Raw genomic sequence first — 23850 nt, forward strand, 5'->3', positions numbered from 1 at the left:
TCGCTGGCTTCCGGGGAGGGTGCTATCGTCATTCCACGAAGACGACGCGTGTGCAATGCCGTTGTTTGGCCAAGGTTTCCCGGGAAATCTGGCGCAGGGCGACGGATAGTGCGCCGGGAGCCTTCCTAAATCGATTGGAATTGATCAAAACGGCGCGTTGACATGCGCCCGGACTTTTCCGAAAAGGGGCGCAGAGAGATGCTGATGTGGTTGTTGAGGGGTTTTGGGATGAGGTCCGCCGGCAGGCAGCGCATGCGCTCTGCCTTTGCCATGCCGCTCCTGACCTTGACCGTTGGCCTGTCGGCGATGGTCATGGCCTCGCCGGCGCGTGCCGATTTCCGCGTCTGCAACGCCACGCAGAACCTGGTCGGCGTCGGCATCGGCTATCGCGCCAAGGCCGGCTGGATCACCGAAGGCTGGTGGCACATCGAAGGATCGAGCTGCAAGACGTTGATCGAAGGGCCGCTGTCATCAAGGTTTTACTATCTTTATGCAGAAGACGCTGAGCGCGGTGGACGCTGGGACGGCCCGATCAACATGTGCGTGGCTGAAAAAGAGTTCAAGATCGCCGGCGTAAACGACTGCGTCGCCCGGGGCTTCCAGCGCGCCGGATTTCAGGAATATGACACGGGCGAACAGGCAAGCTGGATGGTCCAGCTCACCGATGAGCCCGCAACGGGAGGCGCTCCAGCAGCCGCCCCGGGAACCAACAGTCAATGAGACGCAGCCGCAAGGTCAAGATCCTAGCCACAATCGGTCCGGCATCCTCTTCCGAGGAGATGCTGCAGAAATTGTTCGAAGCGGGCGCCGATGTGTTCCGCATCAACATGAGCCATACCGACCACGAGCTGATGCGCACGCTGGTCGGCCGCATCCGTGCCGTCGAGGAGAAAGTCGGCCGGCCGATCGGCATCCTCGCCGACCTGCAGGGTCCCAAGCTGCGCGTCGGCAAGTTCGCCAATGGCAAGGAAGTGCTGACACAAGGCCAGACCTTCACGCTCGACGACAATCCCGAGCCCGGCACCTCGACCAGAGTGTACCTGCCGCATCCGGAAATCCTGAGCTCGGTCGAGGCCGGTCACCGTCTTTTGATCGATGACGGCAAGCTCGAGCTGAAGGCGGTGAAGAGCGACGGCAAGTCGATCGTCTGCACGGTTGTCGCCGGCACGACGATTTCCGACAAGAAGGGCGTCAGCCTGCCCGATACCGACCTGCCGGTCGGCGCGCTGACCGAGAAGGACCGCAAGGACCTCGACGCGGTGCTCGCCACGGGCGTCGACTGGGTCGCGCTGTCCTTCGTGCAGCGGCCGGAAGACTTGGCCGAGGCGCGCAAGATCGCGCGCGGCCGGGCGCTGATCATGGCCAAGATCGAAAAGCCGCAGGCCGTTGCCCGGCTGGCCGAGATCATCGAACTGTCCGACGCGCTGATGGTCGCCCGCGGCGACCTCGGTGTCGAAATGCCGCTCGAAGCCGTGCCTGGCATCCAGAAGCAGATCACGCGCGCCGCGCGCCGCGCCGGCAAGCCGGTGGTGGTCGCCACGCAGATGCTGGAATCGATGATTACCGCACCGGTGCCGACCCGCGCCGAAGTCTCCGACGTCTCGATCGCCGTTTTCGAGGGCGCCGACGCCATCATGCTGTCGGCCGAATCGGCGGCCGGTGCCTATCCGGTCGAGGCCGTGGCGATGATGAACCGCATCGCCGCCAAGGTCGAAACCGACCCGACCTATGCCGGCATCATCAATGCGCAGCGCTCGGAACCGGAAGCGACCGGCGCAGACGCCATCTCACTGGCTGCCCGCGAGATTGCCGAAACGCTGAAGCTGGCGGCGATCATCACCTACACGGCGTCCGGCACCACCGGCCTGCGCGCCGCTCGGGAGCGTCCGCAGGTGCCGATCATCGCGCTGTCGCCGATCCTCAACACGGCGCGGCGGCTGTCGCTTTTGTGGGGCACGCATTGCGTCGTCTCGCCCGATGCCAGCGACCTCGACGACATGGTCAATCGCGCGTGCCGCATTGCGCTGGAAGAAGGCTTCGGCAAGCCGGGCGACCGCGTCATCATCACCGCCGGTGTGCCGCTGAGGACGCCAGGCTCGACCAACATGCTGCGCATCGCCTATGTCGGCTCGGAAGCGCAAGCCAGCCGGTAAGCTGGCCTCAAGACATGTGTCCGTTGATGAGCCTCGCGTGAAACTCATCAAGGGCGTGTGCTAGAGCTGCTCCACTTCGTTGTAGTTTCGAGCGCTCTTGCCGCCGCTTCGGCGTGGTCTGTTCGCTGAAGAAACCGGCGTGCACGTGGAACTGCGTCATAGAGGTACTGATCCGGGCCAAGCATCTTTCGCCGATTCAATTCCGTTCTGTCGAGCAAGTCGAAATCGACCTTTTCGATCGTGCAGTGCCAACCGGCACTGTGGGAGGCCCAGCCCCTCCGATGATGCTGCAGGAGCCGCTCGCGGCTGGAGTATCCGTGGTAGTCGAAGGCGATCCTGCCGTTCGTCACATAGACATGGTTTCCCGAAAAGGTTTCGTCCGGGATGATCCGTTCTGCGTGGAAACCTTCAAGCGGGGGATGCTTGAGGAAAACACCTGCAAGAATGTGGCATGCGCCGTAACCGAAAAAGATGCGATCCGGCAGCGCCCATCGCTTCTCCGGGTTTCTCTTTATGCTATGCTTGAGGACATACATGTCAGGTCGGCGCGAGCTCGGCCTGTGGCTCTTTGATGTCAGCGCATTTGCCCACGCCATAGGTGTCGCCGGCGATCCGCGCTTCCACTGTCTTGGCCATCACCTCCAGATCGACATCCTTGCCCGCGACCTTCTCGATGGCGCCGACGACGAGGTCGGGGGCGATCCAGTCCGGCTTATGGCCGAGATTGTGCACCCAGACGAGTTCGGCGCCTGCTATGTCGCGCACCAGGCCGACGGAATGGATATGCGCGTAGACGACCTTGTCGCGGTCGCCGGAGATGACGACTGTCGGTGCGGTGATCTGGTTGTAGTGCGGTGCGGCGCCAAGCGCATAGGCATAGAGCCCGGCAACGTCGGTGGCGTTGGCGCGAAAGGCTGCCGGCCGCAGCACCAGCGGGATCGAGGCAATGCTGAGATAGTTGTCCGGCACCTTGTTGGGCGAGAACACGCAGGTCGTGGCATCGGCCATCTGCAGCGTTCCGGCCGGATAGGTCAGTGTCTCGGAGAACAGCCGGCCGATCACCGGAATGGTGGTCAGGTCGTAGTACCAGGACGTCGCGCCGCCCGGCCAGGGATGCGTCGCCGGCGCCAGGAAGACGAGACCGAGCGTCTTGTCGGCATGCTCGCGGCCGAAAGCCGCCGTCACCACGCCGCCGAAGGAATGGCCGACGATGATCGCCTTCTTGATGCCGAGACGGTCCATCAGGGCGGCGATGGTGACGGCCTGCGCCGAGGGGTCCTCATTGTTGCCGGGCCCGCGCTCGGACCAGCCAAAGCCCGGCCGGTCGAAGAACAGCATTTCGGCGCGGCCTTCGAGCAGTGGCCGGAGCGGCAGCATCTGATCGTTGAGATTGGCGCTGGCGCCATGGATGAAAACGATCGGCGGCAGGTCCGCATTGGCAGGCGCCGGAATATGAACGTAGTGGATGCGGGCGCCGTTGATGTCTGCGAATTCACCAATAGGAGGATCGCGGCGCTCGATCAGCCACGAGCCGACGCGGGTGACGCCGACAAGGGTAAAGATGAGTGCGAAAAGGAAGGCGAGCGCGGCGTAAATCAGGTTCATGCGGGGATATACGGGGGTGGAGGGGGATTAGTTCTGGAAGGCAGTAGGGCAGTAGGGCAGTAGGGCAGTAGGGCAGTAGGGCAGTAGGGCAGTAGGGCAGTAGGGGCTTGTGTTCCGCAGGTGCAATCTACCCCTACTGCCTTACTGCCCTATTGCCTTACTCCCTTCAGGGATCAAATGCCTTCGCCGGCAAGCTCTTCCGACAGCGTTGCGACCTGGTCCTGGGCGCTGCGCATCATCGGATAGATGGCCAGCACCTTCTGCCAAGCTTCGAGCGCCGACTGCTTGTGGCCGGTCAGTGCCATGATCTGCGCCAGACCCGACAGCGCACCGAAATGGCGCGGCTCGAGCTGCAGCGTGCGGTCGATGTCGGACATCGACTTGCCGTAGTTCTTCATCATGAAATGCACGGTGGCGCGCCGGTTCCAGCCCTCGGCGTAGCCTGGCTGCAACGTCACCACCTGGTCGAGGAAATCGAGCGCGACGTCGAATTTCTGGTTGTCTATCGCCTTTTGCGACCACAGCATCATCAGGTCGATCGAGGCGCTGCCGGACTGGAACCATTCGGTCCAGATATTGCCGGCGATGCGTTCGGCGGCCTTTTCATTGCGTTCGCGCTTGAGGTCGGAGAACAGCTTGTCGAGCCGGGCCTGTTTGGTCATCGGCGCGGCTGGAGCGTCCGGGGTGGCCGGTGCTGCCGGCTGATCGTCCGCGGCTCTGGCCGGCAAGCTGATGGCGCCGGAAACAAGCAGAGCTGTCAAAAATGCAAAAAGAATCCGCATCGCCCGATCCTAGTCCCGGGCGGCGGAACAGCAAAGTGATTTTAGCGTGAGATGGTCGGCAGGCCGACAAACATCAATTGGCGGAGGCAAAAAAGCCTCCGGCCGAAAACTCAGCCCTGGCGCGCCTTGTATCGCGGAGCGGTCTTGTTGATGATGTAAACGCGGCCCTTGCGGCGAACCAGCTGGTTGTCGCGATGACGCGCCTTCAGCGCCTTAAGCGAATTCTTGATCTTCATGGTCTTGCCTGTCGGTGTGGACCCGGACCCGGGTCGAAATTTTAAGGCGCGCCAGAAGACGCGCCTTTTCAACTGGGGTGGCTCATAAACGAGGAGCCTTGTCCCTGTCAACCGCAAGCGTGCTCCACACCCCCATATCATCAAATATCCGCCATGTCGGTCGTGCGGCATTGCGCGGCCATGGGCCGGCTGGGATGATGCCGTGTATTTCAAGTGATTTGGGGACGACGATGCGCCGAATACTCCTGTCTGCCTGCCTTGTCCTGCTGGCGGGAGCGTCGGTTGCCCGCGCACAGGAATGCGACCGCTCCGACGACAGCCAGCAGATGATGAACATCTGTGCCGGCGAGGACTATCAGGCCGCCGACGCCAAGCTGAATTCGGCCTATCAGAACCTGATCAGTTCCGACGATGCCGATGCCAAGAGATTGCTGCAGGCAGCACAGCGCGCCTGGATCGCCTTCCGCGACGCCGAATGCGCGCACAACACGGCCGCCAGCACAGGCGGCTCCATCCACGCGATGGAGGTTTCGCAATGCCTGACAAGGCTGACCAATGAGCGTATCAAGCAGCTCGCCGCGTCAGCCAATTGCGAGGAAGGCGATGCGAGCTGCGCCAATTCCGACGAGGATAGCGACGAGGTGCAATAGGCACGTTTCCGGGATTAGGTACGCGGGCTGATCCGGGTGAAATGGCCCATCTTGCGGCCGGGCCGGGCCTCCGCCTTGCCGTAGAGATGCAGCATCAGGTCGGGTTCGGCCAGCAGGGCCGGCACACGCAACACGTCGTCGCCAATCAGGTTTTCCATCACGCAATCGGAATGGCGTTTCGGGTCGCCGAGCGGCAGGCCGGCCACGGCGCGGATATGCTGCTCGAACTGCGAAACGATGCAGGCGGCCTCGGTCCAATGGCCGGAATTGTGGACGCGCGGCGCAATTTCATTGGCCAGCAGCGAACCGTCAGCCAGCACGAAGAACTCGACCCCGATGACGCCGACATAGTCGAGCGCCGACAGGATTTTTGCCGCCGCTGCGCGCGCCGCGTCCGCCGTTTCAGGCTTGATGGCGGCCGGCAAGGTCGAGGTGTGAAGAATGCCGTGGCGGTGGACATTCTCGGCCGGATCGTAGGCCGCGACCGTACCGTCCAGCCCGCGCGCCGCGATCACCGAAATCTCGCGCTCGAAAGGCACGAAGCTTTCCAGGATCAGCGGCACATTGCCCATCGCCTCGCAGGTGCCGGCGAAGCCGCCCGTCTCCATGTTGCGGAAGACGCGCTGGCCCTTGCCGTCATAGCCCATGCGGCGCGTTTTCAGGATGCCGCTGCCGCCGAATGCCTTCAACGCCGCCGTCAGCTCGTCGTCAGTGTCGACCGCACGGAAATCGGCGGTGGCAATGCCGATGCCGTTGAGGAAGGTCTTTTCGCTCACCCGGTCCTGCGCCACGTCGAGCGCGCGCGCCGGCGGATAGACCGGCACCTTGGCGGCGAGCGAACTGGCGGCTGCCACCGGCACGTTCTCAAACTCGTAGGTAACGACGGCACTTGCTGCCGCCAACTCGGCAAGAGCAGCCGGGTCGTCATAGGCGGCCGTTATCTGCCGGTTGGCGACCTGTGCTGCCGGGCAATCCGGCTGCGGCTCCAGCACGATGGTACGGTAGCCGAGGCGAGCGGCAGCCATCGCCAGCATGCGACCGAGCTGGCCGCCGCCAATGATGCCGATGGTCGATCCGGCGGGCAGGCTCACGGCGTATCCGTCGGCTCAGTCGCGACCTTGGCAGTCTGCGCGGCACGCCAGGCATCGAGGCGCTGGGCAAGCTTGTCGTCGTTCAGCGCCAGCACTGCGGCAGCCAGCAAGGCAGCATTGGCCGCACCCGCCTTGCCGATGGCCAGTGTGCCCACGGGAATGCCGGCCGGCATCTGGACAATCGAGAGCAGCGAATCCTGGCCCGACAGTGCCTTCGATTCCACCGGCACGCCAAACACCGGCAGCGGCGTCATTGCCGCCGTCATGCCGGGCAGATGTGCCGCACCGCCGGCGCCGGCGATGATGACCTTGTAGCCGGCGGCCTTGGCGCCCTTGGCGAAATCATAGAGGCGGTCAGGGGTGCGATGCGCGGAGATGATCAGCCGTTTGTGCGGGACGCCGAGCGCCTCCAGCGTTTCGGCCGCATGGCGCATGGTTGCCCAGTCGGACTGGCTGCCCATGATGATGGCAACGTCGGCGCGTTGATCGTCCAAGTTCATGCTCCCCGGCGACAAAGGCGCGCCTTAGCGGAATTCGGCAGCGACGGCAAGGATGGGCAGGCATGCTTGCCGTCTGGCAAGGCGGAAACCGGCCCGCTAGATGCCTTGACGCTCGGCCTCCGGCGTCGAGACCAGAAGGGCCGAAGCGGCGTTGGCTGCGGTGACGGCCGCTCGCATACCCTCGCCACGGGCAAGTGCCGCGGCCAGCGCGCCGACGAATTCGTCGCCCGCACCATGCGTGCTGACGAGCTTGACCGGGATGGCCGGCAGCGCGAAGGCCTCGCCGGTCCGATCGCAACAGGCGACACCCTCGCCGCCTGCGGTCACGATCACCACGGGACAGAGATCGACCAGACGCCGTGCCGCTTGCGCGGCGCCGTCGAGCGTCTCGACCACCGCCATGCCAGCCAGGAATTCCGCCTCGATGGCATTGACCACGAGGATATCGACCAGCCCGATCAACTCTTCTGAGAGTTTGCGTGCCGGGGCGGCATTGAGCACGACGCGGCCGCCTTGCGCCTTCACCGCGCGAGCGGCGGCTATGTTGGCTGCTTCCGGCACCTCGTTCTGCAACAGGAGCACCGCCGTCTGGGCAATCATTCCGGAAGCGCCTGCGATATCCTTTTCGCCGAGCGTCAGATTGCTGCCCGAGACGATCACCGCGCCATAGTCGCCGCCTGCGTCGAAGATCGCCACGCTCATGCCGGAGCCGGCGCCGGCGGCTACCCGCACGAAGCGGCGGTCGACTTTGGCGCAGTCGAGATTGGCCAGCAGTGCGTGTCCGAAATCGTCGTCACCGACGGCGCCGATCATTGCGGATCTGGCGCCGGCCCGTGCCGCTGAAACCGCCTGGTTGCCGCCCTTGCCGCCGCATTTCGGGTGCCAGGCATGGCCGGTCACCGTCTCGCCTTTGCGCGGGCGGTCGGGGGCGTCGACCATGATGTCGTAATGCAGGCTGCCAAAGACAGTGACGAGTGGGGTTGTGGACGGCGTCATGAGCCCCGGTCTTTTCGTTTCGATGTCACCGCCGACATGGTGCGGCCGAGATTGCACTCCGCCGCCTGGTAGTCACGCTGCGCCACTGCCACGAACAGCGCGTCGAGTATGTTGAGCTGGGCGATGCGCGCCGCCGCGTTCTCGCCCATCAGCGGGGAGCCCTGCGCGGTCGAGCACAGCACGATGTCGGCGACCTGGGCCAGCGGCGAGTTGTCGTAATTGGTGATGGCCAGGGTGCGGGCGCCATTCTTGCGGGCGAGCTGGATGGCGTCGATGACAGCCGACGTGTTGCCCGAATGCGAGAAGCCGACGGCGATGTCATCCGCGCCGAGCAGCGAGGCCGACATCAGCATCATGTGCGAATCGTCGTAGACCGACGCGCGGATGCCGATGCGCAGGAATTTGTGCGAAACGTCGCGTGCGATCTGCGCCGAACCGCCAACGCCGTAGAAATCACGGTTCTTCGCCCGGAAGAGCAGCTCGGCGGCGCGGTCGAAATCCTCGATATCGAGGATGGCGAGCGTCTCCTCCAACGCCTGGATCGAGGTGCGGAACACTTTTTGCACGATCTCGGCCGAACTGTCGTCGGACGACAGTTCCTGATGCATCTCGGCGGTCGGCAGGCGGCTGTATTCATAGACGGCGGTGCGGAAGTCGCGATAGCCGGAGAAGCCGAGCTTCTTGGCGATCTTGACCACCATCGCCTCGGACACGCCGGATTCCTCGGCGATCTGCTTCAGCGGAATCGTCTCGTCGAAGCCGCGCCGTCCGAAGACGGTTTCCACCACTTTCGCCTCCAGCGGGGTGAGGTGGGGCATCATCATGCGGATGCGCGGTCCCACCGCTTTCCGGTCCAGCCCGCTCAAAGTCATCCACGCCCCCTCGTCACGCGATCGATCCGAGCATGATCTCCTGGACGATGGCCTGCGTGGCGACCGCGTCCTGGCGGTCGATGGCGGAGGACAGACGGTTGTCCTTGTCGAGCCGCTCGACGACGCCGAGCATGCGCTTGACGGTGGCGATGTTGACCTCGCATTCGCGCACCGGATCGAGCCCGGTCATGTCGGGAAAGGTGTCGAAGTAGATGGCGCCGGCGTAACCGTCGCGGCGGATCTGGCGCAGCAATTCGATCGTCTGCAGCGTGTGCACGGCGCCGACCATCAGGCCGTCGTCGCGCTTGGCGTAGCCGTCGTTGAGATGCACGCCGAGCAGTTTGCTGTGCCGGGCGACGAGGGCGGCGGCAAAGGCCGGCTGCTCGTCGGCGTAGAGAACATGGGCGAAGTCGAGGGTGACGCCGAGATTGGGCAGGCCGACCTCGCGGATCGCCAGCAAGGTGGTCGCGGCATCCGGCATCAGCGAGTAGGAACGCGGCTCGTTGGGCTTGTACTCGAGGCTGATCTGGCAGCCGGGGTCATGCGCGGCCACTTCACGGATTCCGTCGATTTCGTGTTGCCAGAGCGTCGCATAGTCGGCCTGGAAGGCATAGTCGAAGCCATCCTGTCCCAGCCACAGCGTCATCAGGCTGGCGCCGGCTTCACGCGCGGCGTCGATGCCGGCCTTGGTCAGGTCGATGGCCTCACGGCGCACCGCCGGATCGGGATTGGTGAAGGCGCCGAGCTTGAAGGCGGGGTTGGAGTAGTAGCGCATGGCAAAGCCATTGATGGAAAGTCCGAGATCGCCCAGTTTGCGCGCGATTTCCGCAGGCTTTTCACCGACATGGTCAGGAAAGTTGAGGTCGAGATCGGTAAGCCCCTCGACCTTGGCGGCGCGCGCCGCCATCTGCATCAGCGACGGCTTGCCGGTAAGATCGGGCCATTCGGCCTGCGACCGCGAGGCAAAGGAATTCAGGCGCGTGGCGAAACGATGGGTTGTCATGGACGATCCTTCAATCACCATGACTTCACATAAATATGAATATTTGTAAAGTTATTGTTTTGAAGGAAGCCGCGAGGCGAGCGATCTGGCTTGCAACCGGAGTTGAGCACGCACGGGCGCGCCGGCAGTTTCCCGGTCGGGCGACTGCCTCCTCAGAGCGTTAGGATCAACAATGGGGCTGGACTGCCTTCACACCGCCGCCTTGCGGAAGCGGGCGACGAAGTCGTCGAGTTCGGGCCGTTCCATGTCGGAGATCGCCCAGTAGGAGAAGGCTCCGTCGCTCCAGTGCACCATCGAGAAGCCGCCGGATGACAGGTCGTCCGGCTGGGTGGTCTTGCTGCCTTGCTGGGGCTCGGCGACCAGCGTGATCAGGTGCTCGCGGTGACGGTAGACCAGGGCCGGCACCGGCCGACCTGAGATCACTTCAACCCGGCCGCCGATCAGCGCGAAACCGTCCTGGGCAAGGTCGGGCGCCGGCGGCGAGACGCCGATGCGGGCATCAAGCCATGGCTTGACCGTATGGCGGTCGGACGAGACGATGTCGATCGGGCTTGCGGCAAGCAGGCTGCGGCGATGGCCGCTGGCGACCGCGGCGGCAAAGCCGTCATCGACGCCGCTCTGCATCACCCATTGTGTCGCCCCGCTGGCCAGCACCGCACTGATCATGATCGACGCGGCCATGGCGCGCCAGTCGAACGAGCCGAAGCGGCGCGCCCTTGGCAGCAGCCGTGTCTGGGAGGGTCGTGTTCCGGTTTCTCGTCTCTGGCCGCCGCCGGCGCCCGCAATCAATCCCGGCAGGGCCGACGGTGCGCCCCTCTGCGGCTCGTTCGCCTCGGCTGGCGCCGGCTGTTCGGTGCCGGCCATGCCGATTGCCGCAATGCGGGCGCGAAAGTCATCGCTGACATCGGGGCGCGGCAAGCGGTTGACAGCGCCTTGCAAGGCGACAATGCGGGCATGCTCGGCGGCAAGCCGGGGATCGGCGGCGATGCGCCGTTCCAAGGCCAGTGCTGCCGCTGCATCGAGTTCACCATCTACCAAAGCATGGATCATCAGCCTGATGCCTTCGGGATCGTTGGGCAGTCCGTCGTCGTGCGTCATGACGCTCTCCCCAGTTCAGACGCAAGCAGGCCGCGGGCACGGGCCAACCTCGACATCACCGTGCCGATCGGCACGGTCAGCATTGCAGATATTTCGCGATAGCTGAGGCCGTTGATATCGCGCAGCACCAGTGTTTCGCGATAGGGCTGCGGCAGGGCAGCGATCGCCGCCTCGAGTGCCGCCGTATCGGCCCTGGCAATCAGGCTGGCCTCCGGGCCATCCTCGTCGGGCAGGCTGGTGCCGTGTGCCGCCGCCATATCGTCGAGATCGCCGAGGTCGCCGACGGCCATCATGGCGCGCGGCCGGTTGCGCGACATCCAGGTGTAGGAGGTGTTGCGCACGATGGTCAGCAGCCAGGCACGGGCGTTGCCGCCGGCATAGCCCGAAATGCCGGCATGCGCCTTGATGCAAGCGTCCTGCACCACATCCTCGGCGTCGGCGGCATTGCCAGTCAGCCAGCGGGCAAGCGCCAGCGCATCGCCGAGATGCGGCAGCACCACCTGGTTGAAGCGTTCTGCCAGGGCCCTCTCGCTCAAAGCGGCACCATGATCCGATACTCCGGGCCGGGCCGCCTCAAGATGCGACGGCGACCTTGCTTTGCTCGCAGGGGCAAAGCCCCCGGAAACAGGCAGAGCCGCCTGCCTTGCCGAAACTGAATTCATCTGCGTCACCGGTGTCAAGCGCCATGGAGGAGAGACTGATGACGATCATGCGCGCCAGCATATGGTCACGGCCTGTGCCGCAGCCATGGTCGCTGTTCTCGCAATGACGGGGCATGTCGATCTCCTCAACGCCAGCCGTGGCGTATGTCGAGGAGACCTGTCGCGGCGCCGATTTATTCCCGCTTGCATCTCTTTCGTGATCACGGTGTCGTGATCTTCGGTGTCTCGCGCCTAGGCGAAGATACAGCGAACAATCCTCTGGCAATCAAGGAAGTTGAATATGTTGCGTGAAATGCAAGAACTGATCGGGTTCTTCATCCCACATGTCCGCGACACCGAAACCTTGGAACGCCTACTCCGAATGATCGATGACCGTGGTTCTTGGCCCAAGGCCCATCACCTCTTTGATCACATTCGGCACAAGACGCTACGCGCACATCGTGGTCAGGATATTCAGGCCCAGGCGCAATTCATGTTTGAAGAGGCCTGCGCCAAAACGCTGTTCAATCTTACCCACAGCACTGCACCGTTCGATTCCGACTCACCATACTGGATCGTGCCGAATGCTCTGACCTGTGCACAGAAGCTTCGGCTGGATCCGATGGATGTGGTCAGGATTGTTGCCAGGACTGACTGACACGCATTGCAATACGGCGGCGAAATGCTCTGGCGAGACCTTAGTGTTGCTTGGTGCGCATTCAATCCGGCCAGCGCAAGACGCCGGATGAATCTTTGCGGGCAACCTTCATCGCATCGGCGGGACGGTCCTTCGCGGTCAATATGGCGCGCAGCCGTTCGGCGACGATCTCCGCCTCGCCGGGATGAAGGTTGCAGGGGTCGAGGAAGAAATGGCCGCGCTCGATTTCGTGGTTGCGCACGATGATCGGCGGCGAGCCCGCCGCCAGCGCCGAGGTGAGGCCGGCGGCGCTGAAGCGGCTTTCCGGCGATACGAAGATTTGCAGCCGATCGAGCGGATTGGCTGTCGGGTCTGGAATGATCTTCGCAAAGATGCCCCGCAGCCCCTGCAAAGCGTCCTTCCACAGATTGAGTGCCGCCTCCTCGCGCAGGCGGATGCCGGCGTGGTCACGCTTCTCCCAGGCTTCGAGTGCGGCCATGGTGCCGGCGATGCTTTCCTTGCCGACCTTCATGGCGCGGGCGACGCCGCGGTTCTGCAGATAGGCTGATCGCACCAGGTCCTTGCGGCCTGTGACGATGCCGCTGGTCGGTCCACTCAGGAATTTGTGGCCGCTGTAGATGACGACATCGGCGCCGCGCGCCAGGAAGCCGCGCAAATCGTATTCCGACGCGGCATCGACGATCACCGGCACGCCCTTGGCGTGGCAAATCTCGCAGAATTCTTCCAGCGACAGCATGCCGTACTGCACGGTGTGGTGGGCAACGACGTAGAGGCCTGCCACTGTCTGGTCGTTGATCGCTTCGCGCACATGATAGTCCTGCGTCACGCTGACCGTGCCGGCGGGGATCACCTTGGCGCCGGCGACGCGGACCGACTGGTCGATCGGGGCGCCGTAATTGACGATGTGGCCAAGCTGGATGACGACCTCCGACTTGAGATCGCCGGTATCGTCAGGCAGGCGTTCGATCGCAAGCAGGTTGTTTCCCGTCATCGCACCGGCGATCGCCATGGTGATGCCGCTGGCGCAGCAGGCGGTGATGAAGCCGGCCTCGCCGCCGGTGAGGCGCGCGACGACCGTGCTCGCGGCGCGCTGCAGATCGTCCATCTCCACCCATTGCGAAGCCATTTCGGCCATGGCGCTGATCGCCTCCGGAACGATGATCGACGCGCCGAGCGCGGTCATGGTGCCGGAGACATTGATGATCGGGCGAAGGCCGAGCCGTTCGCGGATGGTGGTGTTGGAGCCGGCGGCGGAAGTGGTTTTCATGTCAGCAGATCCCGTGGGTGGCAGGTCAGGCAGCGATTTCGACGACCGCTTCGATTTCGACAGTGATGTTTCCAGGCAGCGAGCCGACGCCGATCGCCGAGCGGGCGTGGCCGCCAATATTAGCAAACACATCGGCAAAAAGATCGGAACAGCCATTCACGACTTTGGGGTGGTCGCTGAAGGTCGGCGTGGCATTGACGAAGCCGAGAAGCTTGACGACGCGCACGATGCGGCCGAGATCGCCGGCGGCGGCATGCATAACGGCAAGCAGGTTGAGCCCGGTCAGGCGCGCATGCTCATAGGCCTGCTCGACGGTGACGTCCTCTCCGACCTTGCCAGTGCAGAGCGTGCCGTCGGCGCGCAGCGGCCCTTGGCCGGACAGGAAGATCAGCCGGCCGCTCTCGGCATGGGTGACGAAATTGGCGATGGGCGTCGGCGGCTCGGGCAGCGTCAGGCCGAGTTCGGCGAGCCGGATGTAAGGCGTCATGGAAGAAGGCTCCCTTGAATGGCTTCGGCCATCCGATGTCAGAAATAAATGGCGTCAGCCGTCCAGTGTCAGAAATGCGAGGCGCGGAAGCGCGCCAGGAAGGTGCGGAGGCGCTCGTTGCTGGTCTCCGCCGCGAGGATCTCCTTGGGTGGGCCGACAGCGCTGACGCCGCCATCGGCCATGAAGACGATGCGGCTCGAAGCGTCGCGGGCGAAGGCCATTTCATGCGTCACCATCAGCATGGTCATGCCGTCCTCGGCAAGGCTGCGCACCACGGCCAGCACCTCGCCGACCAGTTCAGGGTCGAGCGCCGAAGTGATCTCGTCGAGCAGCAGGATCTTCGGCTCCATCGCAACGGCACGGGCGATGCCGACGCGCTGCTGCTGGCCGCCGGAGAGTTCGGCAGGCAGGCTGTCGGCCTTGTGGGCGAGGCCGACACGGCCGAGCCAGTGTTCGGCGGCCTGGCGCGCCTCGGCCTGGCTCTTTCCCCGCACCTTGGTGAGGCCGAGCATGATGTTGCCGGCAGCGGTGAGGTGCGGAAACAGGTTGAAGCTCTGGAACACCATGCCGGTCTCGGCGCGCATGCTGGCCAAGTCGCGCTCGCTGCGGCGCTGGCGCGTTCCAGCCTCGCGATAGCCGACCTCCTTGCCGTCGATGCGGATCGAGCCGCTGTCGTAGCTCTCGAGGAAATTGACGCAGCGCAGCAGCGTGGTCTTGCCGCTGCCGGAGGGACCGATGACGGTCACCACCTCGCCGCGGTTGACCTGAAGGCTGACGGAACGCAGCACCTCGACGGCGCCGAAGGCCTTGGAGACATCGCGCACGTCGAGCAGCGCGGGACTGGCGTTTGTGGCATCGGACATCGTGCTATTCCCGAATGAAGGCAAAGCGCCGCTCGAGCCGCCGGCTGGCGAGCGAGAGCGCGTAGTTGACCGCGAAATAGATGAGCGCGCCGAGGATATAGAGCGGCATTGCCTCATAGGTGCGGCCGATGACCTGGTTGATGGCCTGCATCAGATCGGTGATGCCGAGCAGCGACACCAGTGCGCTGCCCTTGACCGCATCGGTGACGCCGTTGATCCAGGGCGGCAGGAAGCGCCTGAAGGCCTGCGGAAAGATGACGTAGGTGAGCCGTTGGCGGAAGGTCAGGCCGATCGCCATCGCGGCTTCGGACTGGCCTTTCGGGATCGAGCCGACCGCGCCCCTGAGATATTCGATGACCTGAGCCGTCTTGAACAGGGTCAGCGCCAGCACGGCGGCCCAGAAAGACGGCAGATGCAGGCCGATGGCGGGCAGGCCGTAATAGACGAAGAACATCAAGACTAGGATCGGAATGCCGCGAATGGTGTCGGAGAAGATGCGCACCGCCCAGCGCAGCGGGGCAGGGCCATAGACCAGGCCGACACCAAGCACGACGCCGGCGATGAGCGACAGTGTGACGACCAGAAGCGACACCCACAGGGTCAGGGCGAAGCCTTTGGCGAGGAAGGGCAGGGCGTAGAGGATCTGGCTCAGCATGTCAGCGCGCCGCCCTGAACCGGCGCTCGACGAGCCTGAGCCCGAAAAGCAGGATGTAGCCGGTCACCAGATACATCGCCGTCGTCACCAGATAGACCTCGACGATGCGGAAGGTGTTGAAGTTGATCCACTGGGCGCCGAAGGTGAGCTCGGGCACCGAGATGACCGAGGCGATCGACGTGTCCTTGAACAGCGAGATGAAGGTGTTGGAGAGCGCCGGCAGCGTGATGCGCAGCATGGTCGGCAGACGCACGTGGATGAGCCTTTGCCAGGGCGTCAGGCCGATCGCCTTGCCGGCATCGAGCTGGCCGCGCGGGACGGCTTCTAGCCCTGAGCGAAACACCTCGACCAGATAGGCGCCGCTATAGACCGACAGCGTCAGGACGAACGATGTCGGTGCGCTGTAGGCGAGATCAACCACGGTCGGCAGGCCGTAGAAGACGAGATAGACCAGCAGAATCAGAGGCACGTTGCGGATGAATTCGACATAGGCGGCGATGATGGTGCGCACCGTGCGTCCTGCCGAGACATACCAGACCGCCAGCACCAGGCCGATGAGGACGCCGATGGCGATCGAGATCACCGCAAGCTCGAGGCTGAGCAGCAGGCCGCCCCAGAGCTTGTCGAAATGCCGCCAGATCAGATTGAAATTGAGGGCATAGCCCATGCCTAAGCCTTAGCACACAGCGGACCGTCGGGAGGCGGAAGGGCGCCGGGGCGCCCTCCCGCCTGATGCAGATCAGATGGCCGGGAAGCCGGGATGGCGTGCCGGCGGCTCCTGTCCGAAATAGTCCTTGAATGCCGCGTCGTAGAGGGCGTTTTCGTGGCCGAACATGGCGATGGTGAAGGTCGCGTTGACGAAGGACAGCCAGTCGAGGTCGCCTTGCCGGAGTGCTGCACCATACAGCATGCTCAGCCAGCTCTTGCCGGCGTCGAAATATTTGTCCGGGTTGCGCGAGGCGAGCCAGCGCACGGTGGACAGATCGACGGCGGCTGCGTCGACGCGTTTCGATTCCAGTGCCTGAAGCACGTTGGCCTGGGTATCGATCTGCATGACCTGGCACTGCGGCAGCACCGAATGCACCTGTGCCTCGGCATCGACATTCTGCAGAATGGAGATGCGTGTTGCGGCGCCGCCGGCGAGCAGCTTGTCGAAGGTCTTGTTCTCGGCGGTCGGAAGGCTCAGCAGGGCAACGCCCTCGACATAGTAGGGCCGGGAGAAATTGACCAGCTGCGAACGCTGGGCGCTCATCGTCATGAACTGGATGGTGATGTCGACCTTGTTGGTGGTGACGTTGGGAATGCGCTGTGCCGGATCCTGCATGACGAACTCGACCTTGGTCGGATCATCGAACAGGCCCTTGGCCAGAATGCGCCCCATGGTGATGTCCATGCCGACCAACTCGCCGGCATCGTTCTCGAAATGCCAGGGCGCGTTGGTGCTGCCGGTGCCGACGATCAGCTTGCCGCGGTCGAGCACGGTGCGCAGCAGGCTGTCGGATGCGGCCTGCGCGGCGGCCTTCTGGGCATCGACGGTGGCCAGCACGCCGGCGGTGGCCAGTCCCGCCATTCCCAATTTCAGAAAATCACGTCTTCCGGATGTGTCGTTCACGGCGACCTCCTTTCGTGTTGTGTTCCCCTATGCACAGGCAATACACGCGACGGTGATTTCAAAGCGATTGTCTCTTACAAGAGACGCATGTATCCTGTACAAGACAGATACTAACACCAGGAATCGACAATGCAAGATGGCAATGCCTTGGCAGTTTCAGCCGACGAAAAGACGACAGCTTCTCGCGAGAAGGGGCTCAACCGGGTGCTCGAAATCCTGGACTTTCTGCACACGACGCAGCGGGCGATCGGCATCGGCGACCTTGCCAAGGGGGTGAACGCTCCGCGTTCCACGACCTACACGCTGGTGCGATCACTGGTCGACGCCGGCCTGCTGGAAATGGAAGGCGACGGCAACCGCGTCTATTTCGGCAAGAAGCTCTATCTCTACGGAATGGATTATGTGCGCGGCAACGATTTGCTACGGCGCGGGCGCCAGGAGGTCGACCATCTGTCGCGCGAGACCGGCGAGACGTCGGAACTGTGCATGCTGCAGAGCGGCCGCTACACCATCGTCCACGCAAGCCCAGGCACCAGGCCGTTCCGCATCAGCTCGGCCACCGGCCTGCAGATACCGCTGCCGTGGACCGCGTCTGGCAGGTTGCTGTTGGCAGGGTTGGAGCGGGCTGAGATCGAAGCCATGGTGTCTGACGACGATCTCTTGCTACCCGATGGTCGCAAGCTGCGGCTCGATGATTTCATCGACGATATCGCCAAGGCAGGGGTGACCGGCTACTGCGTCACTTCGGGCTTGGTCGATGCCTACACGAAATGCCTTGCGGTGCCGGTCTTTTCAGCGCCGGGCAAGGTCGAGGCGACGATGTGCCTGGTGGTTCCCATCGACACGTCCGATGAGCGGACCGGCAGTCTCATCGGCCTGCTGCGCGACCGCGCGTCCAGGCTTTCGATCGGCGGATAGGCGAAAGACGGCTAAGCGATGATGTCTGGAATGATCTTGTCTTCCAGGGTCATCAGCCGGTCCTTGAGCGCCAGCTTCTTCTTTTTCATGCGCTGAATCTGCAGCGGGTCGCAGTTGGTGGCGATCATCGCGTTGATCGCGGCGTCGAAATCGGCGTGTTCCTGCTTCAGCCGGGAAAATTCGAGGCGAATATCGGCCTTTTCCTGATCGGACATTCTCTACCGTCTGCACGTCTGCGGCGCCCAAAACTGGGCCTGGTTGGGCGGGGGCGGCAATTTCTGCCACCGGCGCGCAGCCAATATCACATTTCACATTGTCGTGGAATGCTACCACGCAGCATTCGACATCCCGGTCGGAAGGTGGCAAAGTGTCATCGTGCCGTCACAGAAGCGACCTGCGGTGGACGTGTCTTTGACGGCTGCAATCGAGGAAACCATGAAAGGGAGAACCAATCATGTCTCTTGCATCCCATCTTGATGAGTTGCAGCGGAAACACGGCGACATCGAACGCGAAATCGATGACGCGATGAACCACCCATCGGTGGACGACCTCGAAATCGTGAATCTCAAGCGACGCAAGCTGGCACTCAAGGACGAGATTGAAAAATTGAGGGCGACCACGCATTGACGCTCAACTGATATAGCCGCTCATCATTTGCGGTCTTTCTTGCCGGCGGCAACCGCCGCCGGTGTCGTGGTTTTGATTTTGTCAACGGCTATGAGCCATGGCTAATATTATATCTTCAAGCTCCTTCTGACCAAGCCATTTGCGATCCTGACGGCGGCCATTTCTGGCCAGTGGCGACCTGTCGCCATTGACAAGCCATCTTTGCTCCTCCACCTCATGCCCGAACCTCAGCGCATCGGCCCCGGGGAGTGCTTGTGCGTCCAAGCGGACGCACGGAGCTTCAGAGACAAAAGGCTGCCGGCATGACCGGATATTTTTCCTTTCCTTTCCCCCGCCGCACCTCGGTCGGCGTCGATGTTGGCGGCGTGGTCGTTGGCGGCGGCGCCCCGGTTGTCGTGCAGTCGATGACCAACACCGACACCGCCGATATCGACCAGACCGTTGCGCAGGTCGCGGCACTGCACCGCGCCGGCTCGGAGATCGTACGCATCACCGTCGACCGCGACGAAAGTGCAGCCGCCGTGCCGCGCATTCATGAACGGCTCCAGCGTCTCGGCATCAATGTGCCGCTGGTCGGCGACTTCCACTATATCGGCCACAAATTGCTCGCCGATCATCCTGCTTGTGCCGAGGCGCTGGCCAAGTACCGCATCAATCCCGGCAATGTCGGCTTCAAGGACAAGAAGGACCGGCAGTTCACTGATATCGTCGAAATGGCGATCAAACACGACAAACCGGTGCGCATCGGCGTTAACTGGGGCTCGCTCGACCAGGAGCTTCTGACCCGGCTGATGGACGACAACCAGGACAAGGGTTTCCCGCTGACGGCGCAGGAGGTGATGCGCGAGGCAATCGTGCAGTCGGCGATCCTGTCGGCCGAGATGGCCGAAGAAATCGGCCTCGGTCGGGAAAAAATCATCCTGTCGGCCAAGGTCAGCGGGGTGCAGGATCTGATCGCCGTCTATACCGAGCTTGCCACCCGCTCCAACCACGCGCTGCATCTTGGTCTCACCGAGGCCGGCATGGGCTCGAAAGGCATCGTCGCCTCGTCCGCCGCCATGGGCATCCTTTTGCAGCAAGGCATTGGCGACACCATCCGCATCTCGTTGACACCGGAGCCGAATGGCGACCGCACGCGCGAAGTGCAGGTGTCGCAGGAACTGCTGCAGACCATGGGTTTCAGGCAGTTCGTGCCGATCGTCGCCGCTTGCCCCGGCTGCGGTCGCACCACCTCGACCGTGTTCCAGGAGCTGGCGCAGAACATCCAGGCGGACCTGCGCAAGAACATGCCGGTGTGGCGTGAAAAATATCCCGGCGTCGAGAACCTCAAGGTCGCGGTGATGGGCTGCATCGTCAACGGCCCGGGTGAGTCCAAGCATGCCGATATCGGCATTTCTCTGCCCGGCACCGGCGAGACCCCGACGGCGCCCGTCTTCGTCGACGGCAAGAAGGCGGCGACGCTGCGCGGACCGTCGATCGCGGCGGATTTCGAGAAAATGGTCGCCGACTATATCGATCAGAGGTTCGGTCGTGGCGGCAAGGCCGCGGCAGAGTAGACCAGATGCAGCGTTTCCTCTGGGCGGCGCTGATAGTCTTGTGCGGTATGGCCTGGTCGACGCTTGCCGGGGCCGATCCGCCGCAATCGGCCAAGCAGCGGCTGATCGACAAGGTCTGCAACCTGATCCAGGCCCATGCCGACCAGAACGGCCTGCCCAGGGATTTCTTCGCCCGGCTGATCTGGAAGGAAAGCCGTTTCGACCCCAATGCTGTCAGCCCCGTCGGCGCCGAAGGCATCGCCCAGTTCATGCCGGGCACCGCCAAGATGCGGGGGCTCGAAAATTCCTTCGACATCAACCAGGCGATCCCGGCCTCGGCGAAATACCTCGCCGAAATGAAAACCAGCTACGGCAATCTTGGCCTGGCGGCCGCCGCCTACAATGCCGGCGAAAGCCGGGTGTCGCGCTGGCTGGGCTCGGGCGGCTTCCTGCCGATGGAGACCGAGAGCTATGTCTTCGACATCATGGGCGAGCCAGCGGACAAGTTCGCCGATACCAGCTATGCCGGAACCATCCAGCCGCTCGACAAGAAGGCGAGCTTTGCGGTTGCCTGCCGCAAGCTACCGGTGATCATGTCGCAGACCGTGGCGATGGCCTCGATCAACATAAAGCCGTGGGGCGTCCAGGTCGCCGGCAATTTCAGGCGCGGGGCGGCGATCAACCAGTGGCTGCGGGTGAGGAGCCGGTTTCCGGCTCTGCTCGCCGGCCATGATCCAGTGGTGAGCCGGGTGCGCACGCCGATCGGCCGGCGCGGCATCTATGCCGTCAGGATCGGCATCGACGATCGTGCCACCGCCAATGTCATCTGCCAGAAATTACAGAGCGTCGGCGGGGCCTGCGTGGTGGTGCGCAACCGGTAGTCCGAAGGAGCATCGGCGTGAAAGCCAGGATCGTCCTGCTCAATGGCGTCGGCAGTGCCGGCAAAAGCTCGATCGCCAGGGCGTTACAGACAATAACCGCCGCCCCTTTCCTGCATGTCCAGATGGACAGTTTTCTCGAGATGCTGCCCGATGCCTTGCAGGACCATGCCGATGGTTTCTCCTACGAAACCGTTCAACAGGGCGGCAAGCCGTCGGTGGTGATCAGGGCCGGACCGGTGGGCGAAAAAACCCTGCGCGGCATGCGCCACGCCGTCGCCGCCATGGCCGGGCAAGGCAACAACCTCATCGTCGATGAGGTGCTGTGCAATGGCGATATGTCGGACTATGTCAAACTCTTGTCTGCCTTCGATCTCCATCTGGTCGGCGTCATGGCGCCGCTGGAGGTTCTGGAAGCCCGAGAAGCCCGGCGAGCAGACAGGCTGCCGGGCCTGGCGCGCTGGCAATATGAGCGCGTGCACCGGGATATACGCTACGATCTCGAAGTCGACACCAGCCGGTTTACGCCGCTCGAATGCGCCCAGCGCATCCAGCAAAGATTCCATCTATAGCGGCCGGCATCTTCTATCGCGGCGACAGCTTTCGCCATTCAACAACAATGCCGATAGCTGATGTTGCAGCAAGCGTCGGTCGGAGTGGCGTCGATTAAATCTTAATAATTTCTGCTATAGCAAAGGCAGGATCAGTATTTCCGGCGCAGATATGTTCGCGCCCTTTGACCAGGGGGCATTATACCGGTGGCAAATTTCCTCAAAAAGATTGTCGGCGAGCTCGAAACGCCCCGCTCCAAGCGGCCATTCGGTTCCGGCTGGCTGTCCGGGTCGATCGGCTTGCTTGCCGGGGTCACCGGCCTGCTGATGGTCATCGTGTTGCGCTACCCGTCGCTGACCTCGATGCCGGATCTGGCGCCTATCCATCAGATGCTGTTCTTCAAGCCGGTGCTCTATTTCGTGCTCATCTCCGGCTATATACTGGCCATATTGAGCATGATGCTGCGCAGGGAAAAGACGCTCGGCGCGGCGGCGATGTTCACCGTGCTCCTGGCATCGCTGCTCGGCATGCTCCCGGTCCGTCATCAGCTGCAGATTGACGGCGTCTTCTTCGGCCTCGATTTTTTCATTCTGAACGCGCTCTTCATGGGCGTGCTGTTCGTTCCGCTCGAACGCATTCTTGCCCGCAACAAGGACCAGACAGTGTTCCGCGACGAATGGCGCGAAGACCTGTTTTACTATCTGGTCTCGTCGCTGCTGGTGCAGATACTGACCTACCTGACCCTGGCGCCGTCCACTCTGGTCAACGCGCAGGGCGGCCTTGGTTCGGTGCGTGCCTGGGTCCACGACCTGCCTTGGCTGGTGCAGTTGGTGGCGGTGATGTTCCTGACCGATCTTGCCCAATATTGGGTGCACCGGGCCTTCCACCGCATCCCCTTTCTGTGGAATTTCCATGCCGTGCATCATTCAGCCAAGTCGATGGACTGGATTGCCGGCGCGCGGATGCATTTCCTGGAAATCATCGTGCTGCGCAGCCTGACCGCCACGCCGATGTTCGTTCTGGGGTTCGATGAATCTGCGATCCAGACCTATATCCTGATCGTCTACGTCTATTCATCTTTCATCCATTCCAACATCGGAACCAGTTTTGGCCCGGCCGAAAAACTGCTGGTGTCGCCGCGCTATCATCACTGGCATCACGGCCTCGAGAAAGAGGCGATCGACGTCAACTTCGCCATCCATTTCCCGCTGCTCGACCGGCTGTTCGGCACCTACCATCTGCCGGAGGGACGGTGGCCGAAGGGCTATGGCATTCATGGCCACCCCGTGCCGAAAGGATATTGGCGGCAATTCCTCTACCCCTTCCGGCGCGGCTAAGGCGTTCACAGGTTTCGCGGAACAGGCGAGCAGCTCCATCTCCAGCACGCCCGTCGCATCCAGCAGAAATTTCGGTTATAGGCCGCTGCCATGACCGACAGACTCTACAGCGACCCAGACCTCGTCCAGTTCTACGATATCGAGAACACAGGCGGCGACGATTTCAATTATTGTGTCGGTTTCGCCGGCAATGCCCGCTCGGTTCTTGATCTCGGCTGCGGCACCGGGCAGCTGGCCGCAGCGCTCAGCCAAGGCCGTAGCGTCACCGGCGTCGATCCGGCATCGCCGATGCTCGATGTCGGGCGCGGCAGGCCTAATGGAGATAAGGTCGACTGGGTTGAGGGAGACGCGCGAACAGTTCGGCTCGGCCGACGCTTCGATCTGGTGTTGCTGACCGGGCATGCCTTCCAGGTGTTTCTGACGGCCGAGGATCAGTCAGCTGTGCTGCGCACCATCGCCGAACATCTTGCAGCGGATGGCCGCTTCATTTTCGACAGCCGAAATCCCGTTGCGAAGGAATGGCTGGAATGGACGCCGCAGCGCTCCGAAAGGATCGTGTTGCATCCCCACCTTGGCGCGGTGAAATCCTGGAACGACGTTGAGCGCGATGCCGTGACCGGCATCGTCACCTACTCGACGTTCTATGAAATTCCAGGTGGCAACGCGGTTCTGAGCGCCGAATCGAAGATCGCGTTCCCGGCAAGGGAAGATCTTGCCGGGATGCTCGGCGAGGCCGGCCTGCTGGTCGAGCAATGGCTCGGCAATTGGCACGGCGAACCTTACGTCGATAGCGCGCCGGAAATCATTCCGATCGGCAGGTTGCGCTGATCCGG

The 23850-nt window shown here is 63.0% G+C and carries 31 protein-coding genes; 11 read left to right on the forward strand and 20 right to left on the reverse strand.

Annotation, left to right across the window (positions count from 1 at the left end; translation table 11 throughout):
- Positions 1–125 precede the first annotated feature (125 nt).
- On the reverse strand, positions 126–314 hold the full coding sequence (locus AC1DX4_RS19100; protein WP_477221822.1) for a hypothetical protein: 189 nt from the start codon (positions 312–314) through the stop codon (positions 126–128).
- Between AC1DX4_RS19100 and AC1DX4_RS19105 the strand changes: the two genes are divergently transcribed.
- Together AC1DX4_RS19105 and pyk are read left to right on the forward strand one after the other, a co-directional pair.
- A complete protein-coding gene (locus AC1DX4_RS19105) occupies positions 253–720 on the forward strand; it encodes a DUF1036 domain-containing protein (protein ID WP_477221758.1) in 468 nt (155 codons plus the stop codon). The two genes, AC1DX4_RS19100 and AC1DX4_RS19105, sit on opposite strands and share 62 nt — an antisense overlap.
- Positions 717–2153, forward strand: a complete 1437-nt coding sequence (gene pyk, locus AC1DX4_RS19110; protein ID WP_477221759.1) for a pyruvate kinase — start codon at positions 717–719, stop codon at positions 2151–2153. Before AC1DX4_RS19105 ends, pyk begins: the two co-directional genes overlap by 4 nt.
- A 47-nt stretch (positions 2154–2200) precedes the next feature.
- Here the strand turns inward: pyk and AC1DX4_RS19115 are convergent, their stop codons facing one another.
- The 4 genes from AC1DX4_RS19115 to ykgO all read right to left on the reverse strand — a co-directional run bounded on the left by AC1DX4_RS19115 (position 2201) and on the right by ykgO (position 4776).
- The gene (locus AC1DX4_RS19115) at positions 2201–2689 is read right to left on the reverse strand and encodes a hypothetical protein (protein WP_477221760.1); all 489 of its coding nucleotides are present in this window, start codon (positions 2687–2689) and stop codon (positions 2201–2203) included.
- 1 nt (position 2690) lies between these two features.
- Positions 2691–3758, reverse strand: a complete 1068-nt coding sequence (locus AC1DX4_RS19120) for an alpha/beta fold hydrolase (RefSeq protein ID WP_477221761.1) — start codon at positions 3756–3758, stop codon at positions 2691–2693.
- 173 nt (positions 3759–3931) lie between these two features.
- Positions 3932–4540 carry a tetratricopeptide repeat protein gene (locus tag AC1DX4_RS19125; protein ID WP_477221762.1) on the reverse strand — a complete coding sequence of 203 codons (609 nt, stop codon included), beginning with the start codon at positions 4538–4540 and terminating at the stop codon, positions 3932–3934.
- A 110-nt stretch (positions 4541–4650) separates the two neighbouring features.
- Complete coding sequence (ykgO, locus tag AC1DX4_RS19130) at positions 4651–4776, reverse strand: type B 50S ribosomal protein L36 (protein ID WP_006327841.1); 126 nt, start codon at positions 4774–4776, stop codon at positions 4651–4653.
- A 230-nt stretch (positions 4777–5006) separates the two neighbouring features.
- Between ykgO and AC1DX4_RS19135 the strand changes: the two genes are divergently transcribed.
- On the forward strand, positions 5007–5426 hold the full coding sequence (locus AC1DX4_RS19135; RefSeq protein WP_477221763.1) for a lysozyme inhibitor LprI family protein: 420 nt from the start codon (positions 5007–5009) through the stop codon (positions 5424–5426).
- A 14-nt stretch (positions 5427–5440) separates the two neighbouring features.
- On the opposite strand, the gene AC1DX4_RS19140 is transcribed toward AC1DX4_RS19135, so the two are convergent.
- From AC1DX4_RS19140 to AC1DX4_RS19175, 8 genes are all read right to left on the reverse strand, one after another.
- The gene (locus AC1DX4_RS19140; RefSeq protein ID WP_477221764.1) at positions 5441–6517 is read right to left on the reverse strand and encodes a 5-(carboxyamino)imidazole ribonucleotide synthase; all 1077 of its coding nucleotides are present in this window, start codon (positions 6515–6517) and stop codon (positions 5441–5443) included.
- Positions 6514–7011 (reverse strand): 5-(carboxyamino)imidazole ribonucleotide mutase, encoded by a 498-nt coding sequence (gene purE, locus AC1DX4_RS19145; RefSeq protein WP_475456400.1) that lies wholly within the window; start codon positions 7009–7011, stop codon positions 6514–6516. The genes AC1DX4_RS19140 and purE overlap by 4 nt, the downstream gene beginning before the upstream one ends.
- 102 nt (positions 7012–7113) lie before the next feature.
- Positions 7114–8013 (reverse strand): PfkB family carbohydrate kinase, encoded by a 900-nt coding sequence (locus tag AC1DX4_RS19150; RefSeq protein WP_477221765.1) that lies wholly within the window; start codon positions 8011–8013, stop codon positions 7114–7116.
- Positions 8010–8885 carry a MurR/RpiR family transcriptional regulator gene (locus AC1DX4_RS19155; RefSeq protein WP_477221766.1) on the reverse strand — a complete coding sequence of 292 codons (876 nt, stop codon included), beginning with the start codon at positions 8883–8885 and terminating at the stop codon, positions 8010–8012. The genes AC1DX4_RS19150 and AC1DX4_RS19155 overlap by 4 nt, the downstream gene beginning before the upstream one ends.
- A 13-nt stretch (positions 8886–8898) precedes the next feature.
- The gene (locus AC1DX4_RS19160; RefSeq protein WP_477221767.1) at positions 8899–9888 is read right to left on the reverse strand and encodes a sugar phosphate isomerase/epimerase family protein; all 990 of its coding nucleotides are present in this window, start codon (positions 9886–9888) and stop codon (positions 8899–8901) included.
- Positions 9889–10077: 189 nt separating this feature from the next.
- Positions 10078–10986 (reverse strand): anti-sigma factor family protein, encoded by a 909-nt coding sequence (locus AC1DX4_RS19165; protein ID WP_477221768.1) that lies wholly within the window; start codon positions 10984–10986, stop codon positions 10078–10080.
- On the reverse strand, positions 10983–11522 hold the full coding sequence (locus AC1DX4_RS19170) for a sigma-70 family RNA polymerase sigma factor (protein WP_477221769.1): 540 nt from the start codon (positions 11520–11522) through the stop codon (positions 10983–10985). The genes AC1DX4_RS19165 and AC1DX4_RS19170 overlap by 4 nt, the downstream gene beginning before the upstream one ends.
- A 37-nt stretch (positions 11523–11559) precedes the next feature.
- The gene (locus AC1DX4_RS19175; RefSeq protein WP_477221770.1) at positions 11560–11763 is read right to left on the reverse strand and encodes a hypothetical protein; all 204 of its coding nucleotides are present in this window, start codon (positions 11761–11763) and stop codon (positions 11560–11562) included.
- 165 nt (positions 11764–11928) lie between these two features.
- On the opposite strand from AC1DX4_RS19175, the gene AC1DX4_RS19180 reads away from it, so the two are divergent.
- Entirely contained in the window at positions 11929–12285 is a 357-nt protein-coding gene (locus tag AC1DX4_RS19180) for a hypothetical protein (protein ID WP_477221771.1), read from the forward strand.
- 61 nt (positions 12286–12346) lie between these two features.
- On the opposite strand, the gene AC1DX4_RS19185 is transcribed toward AC1DX4_RS19180, so the two are convergent.
- From AC1DX4_RS19185 to AC1DX4_RS19210, 6 genes are all read right to left on the reverse strand, one after another.
- The gene (locus tag AC1DX4_RS19185) at positions 12347–13552 is read right to left on the reverse strand and encodes an aminotransferase class V-fold PLP-dependent enzyme (protein WP_477221772.1); all 1206 of its coding nucleotides are present in this window, start codon (positions 13550–13552) and stop codon (positions 12347–12349) included.
- Positions 13553–13577: 25 nt separating this feature from the next.
- Positions 13578–14039, reverse strand: a complete 462-nt coding sequence (locus AC1DX4_RS19190; RefSeq protein ID WP_477221773.1) for a RidA family protein — start codon at positions 14037–14039, stop codon at positions 13578–13580.
- Positions 14040–14107: 68 nt separating this feature from the next.
- Positions 14108–14902: an amino acid ABC transporter ATP-binding protein gene (locus tag AC1DX4_RS19195; RefSeq protein WP_477221774.1), complete on the reverse strand. Its 795-nt coding sequence runs from the start codon at positions 14900–14902 to the stop codon at positions 14108–14110.
- A 4-nt stretch (positions 14903–14906) separates the two neighbouring features.
- Entirely contained in the window at positions 14907–15557 is a 651-nt protein-coding gene (locus tag AC1DX4_RS19200) for an amino acid ABC transporter permease (protein ID WP_477221775.1), read from the reverse strand.
- Position 15558: 1 nt separating this feature from the next.
- The gene (locus AC1DX4_RS19205; protein WP_477221776.1) at positions 15559–16224 is read right to left on the reverse strand and encodes an amino acid ABC transporter permease; all 666 of its coding nucleotides are present in this window, start codon (positions 16222–16224) and stop codon (positions 15559–15561) included.
- A gap of 72 nt (positions 16225–16296) precedes the next feature.
- Complete coding sequence (locus AC1DX4_RS19210; RefSeq protein ID WP_032937624.1) at positions 16297–17169, reverse strand: transporter substrate-binding domain-containing protein; 873 nt, start codon at positions 17167–17169, stop codon at positions 16297–16299.
- Between the two features lie 129 nt (positions 17170–17298).
- On the opposite strand from AC1DX4_RS19210, the gene AC1DX4_RS19215 reads away from it, so the two are divergent.
- A complete protein-coding gene (locus tag AC1DX4_RS19215) occupies positions 17299–18087 on the forward strand; it encodes an IclR family transcriptional regulator (protein WP_477221777.1) in 789 nt (262 codons plus the stop codon).
- Positions 18088–18098: 11 nt separating this feature from the next.
- On the opposite strand, the gene AC1DX4_RS19220 is transcribed toward AC1DX4_RS19215, so the two are convergent.
- The gene (locus tag AC1DX4_RS19220) at positions 18099–18302 is read right to left on the reverse strand and encodes a YdcH family protein (protein WP_477221778.1); all 204 of its coding nucleotides are present in this window, start codon (positions 18300–18302) and stop codon (positions 18099–18101) included.
- 239 nt (positions 18303–18541) lie between these two features.
- On the opposite strand from AC1DX4_RS19220, the gene AC1DX4_RS19225 reads away from it, so the two are divergent.
- The 6 genes from AC1DX4_RS19225 to AC1DX4_RS19250 all read left to right on the forward strand — a co-directional run bounded on the left by AC1DX4_RS19225 (position 18542) and on the right by AC1DX4_RS19250 (position 23845).
- A complete protein-coding gene (locus AC1DX4_RS19225) occupies positions 18542–18715 on the forward strand; it encodes a YdcH family protein (RefSeq protein WP_013892599.1) in 174 nt (57 codons plus the stop codon).
- A gap of 302 nt (positions 18716–19017) precedes the next feature.
- Complete coding sequence (gene ispG, locus AC1DX4_RS19230; RefSeq protein WP_477221779.1) at positions 19018–20271, forward strand: flavodoxin-dependent (E)-4-hydroxy-3-methylbut-2-enyl-diphosphate synthase; 1254 nt, start codon at positions 19018–19020, stop codon at positions 20269–20271.
- A gap of 5 nt (positions 20272–20276) precedes the next feature.
- Complete coding sequence (locus AC1DX4_RS19235; protein WP_477221780.1) at positions 20277–21131, forward strand: lytic transglycosylase domain-containing protein; 855 nt, start codon at positions 20277–20279, stop codon at positions 21129–21131.
- Between the two features lie 17 nt (positions 21132–21148).
- Positions 21149–21700 (forward strand): phosphotransferase-like protein, encoded by a 552-nt coding sequence (locus AC1DX4_RS19240; RefSeq protein ID WP_477221781.1) that lies wholly within the window; start codon positions 21149–21151, stop codon positions 21698–21700.
- 186 nt (positions 21701–21886) lie between these two features.
- The gene (locus AC1DX4_RS19245) at positions 21887–23017 is read left to right on the forward strand and encodes a sterol desaturase family protein (RefSeq protein ID WP_477221782.1); all 1131 of its coding nucleotides are present in this window, start codon (positions 21887–21889) and stop codon (positions 23015–23017) included.
- Between the two features lie 90 nt (positions 23018–23107).
- Positions 23108–23845: a class I SAM-dependent methyltransferase gene (locus AC1DX4_RS19250; RefSeq protein ID WP_477221783.1), complete on the forward strand. Its 738-nt coding sequence runs from the start codon at positions 23108–23110 to the stop codon at positions 23843–23845.
- Positions 23846–23850: the final 5 nt, after the last annotated feature.

This window comes from Mesorhizobium sp. P3_A8 (assembly GCF_056402995.1).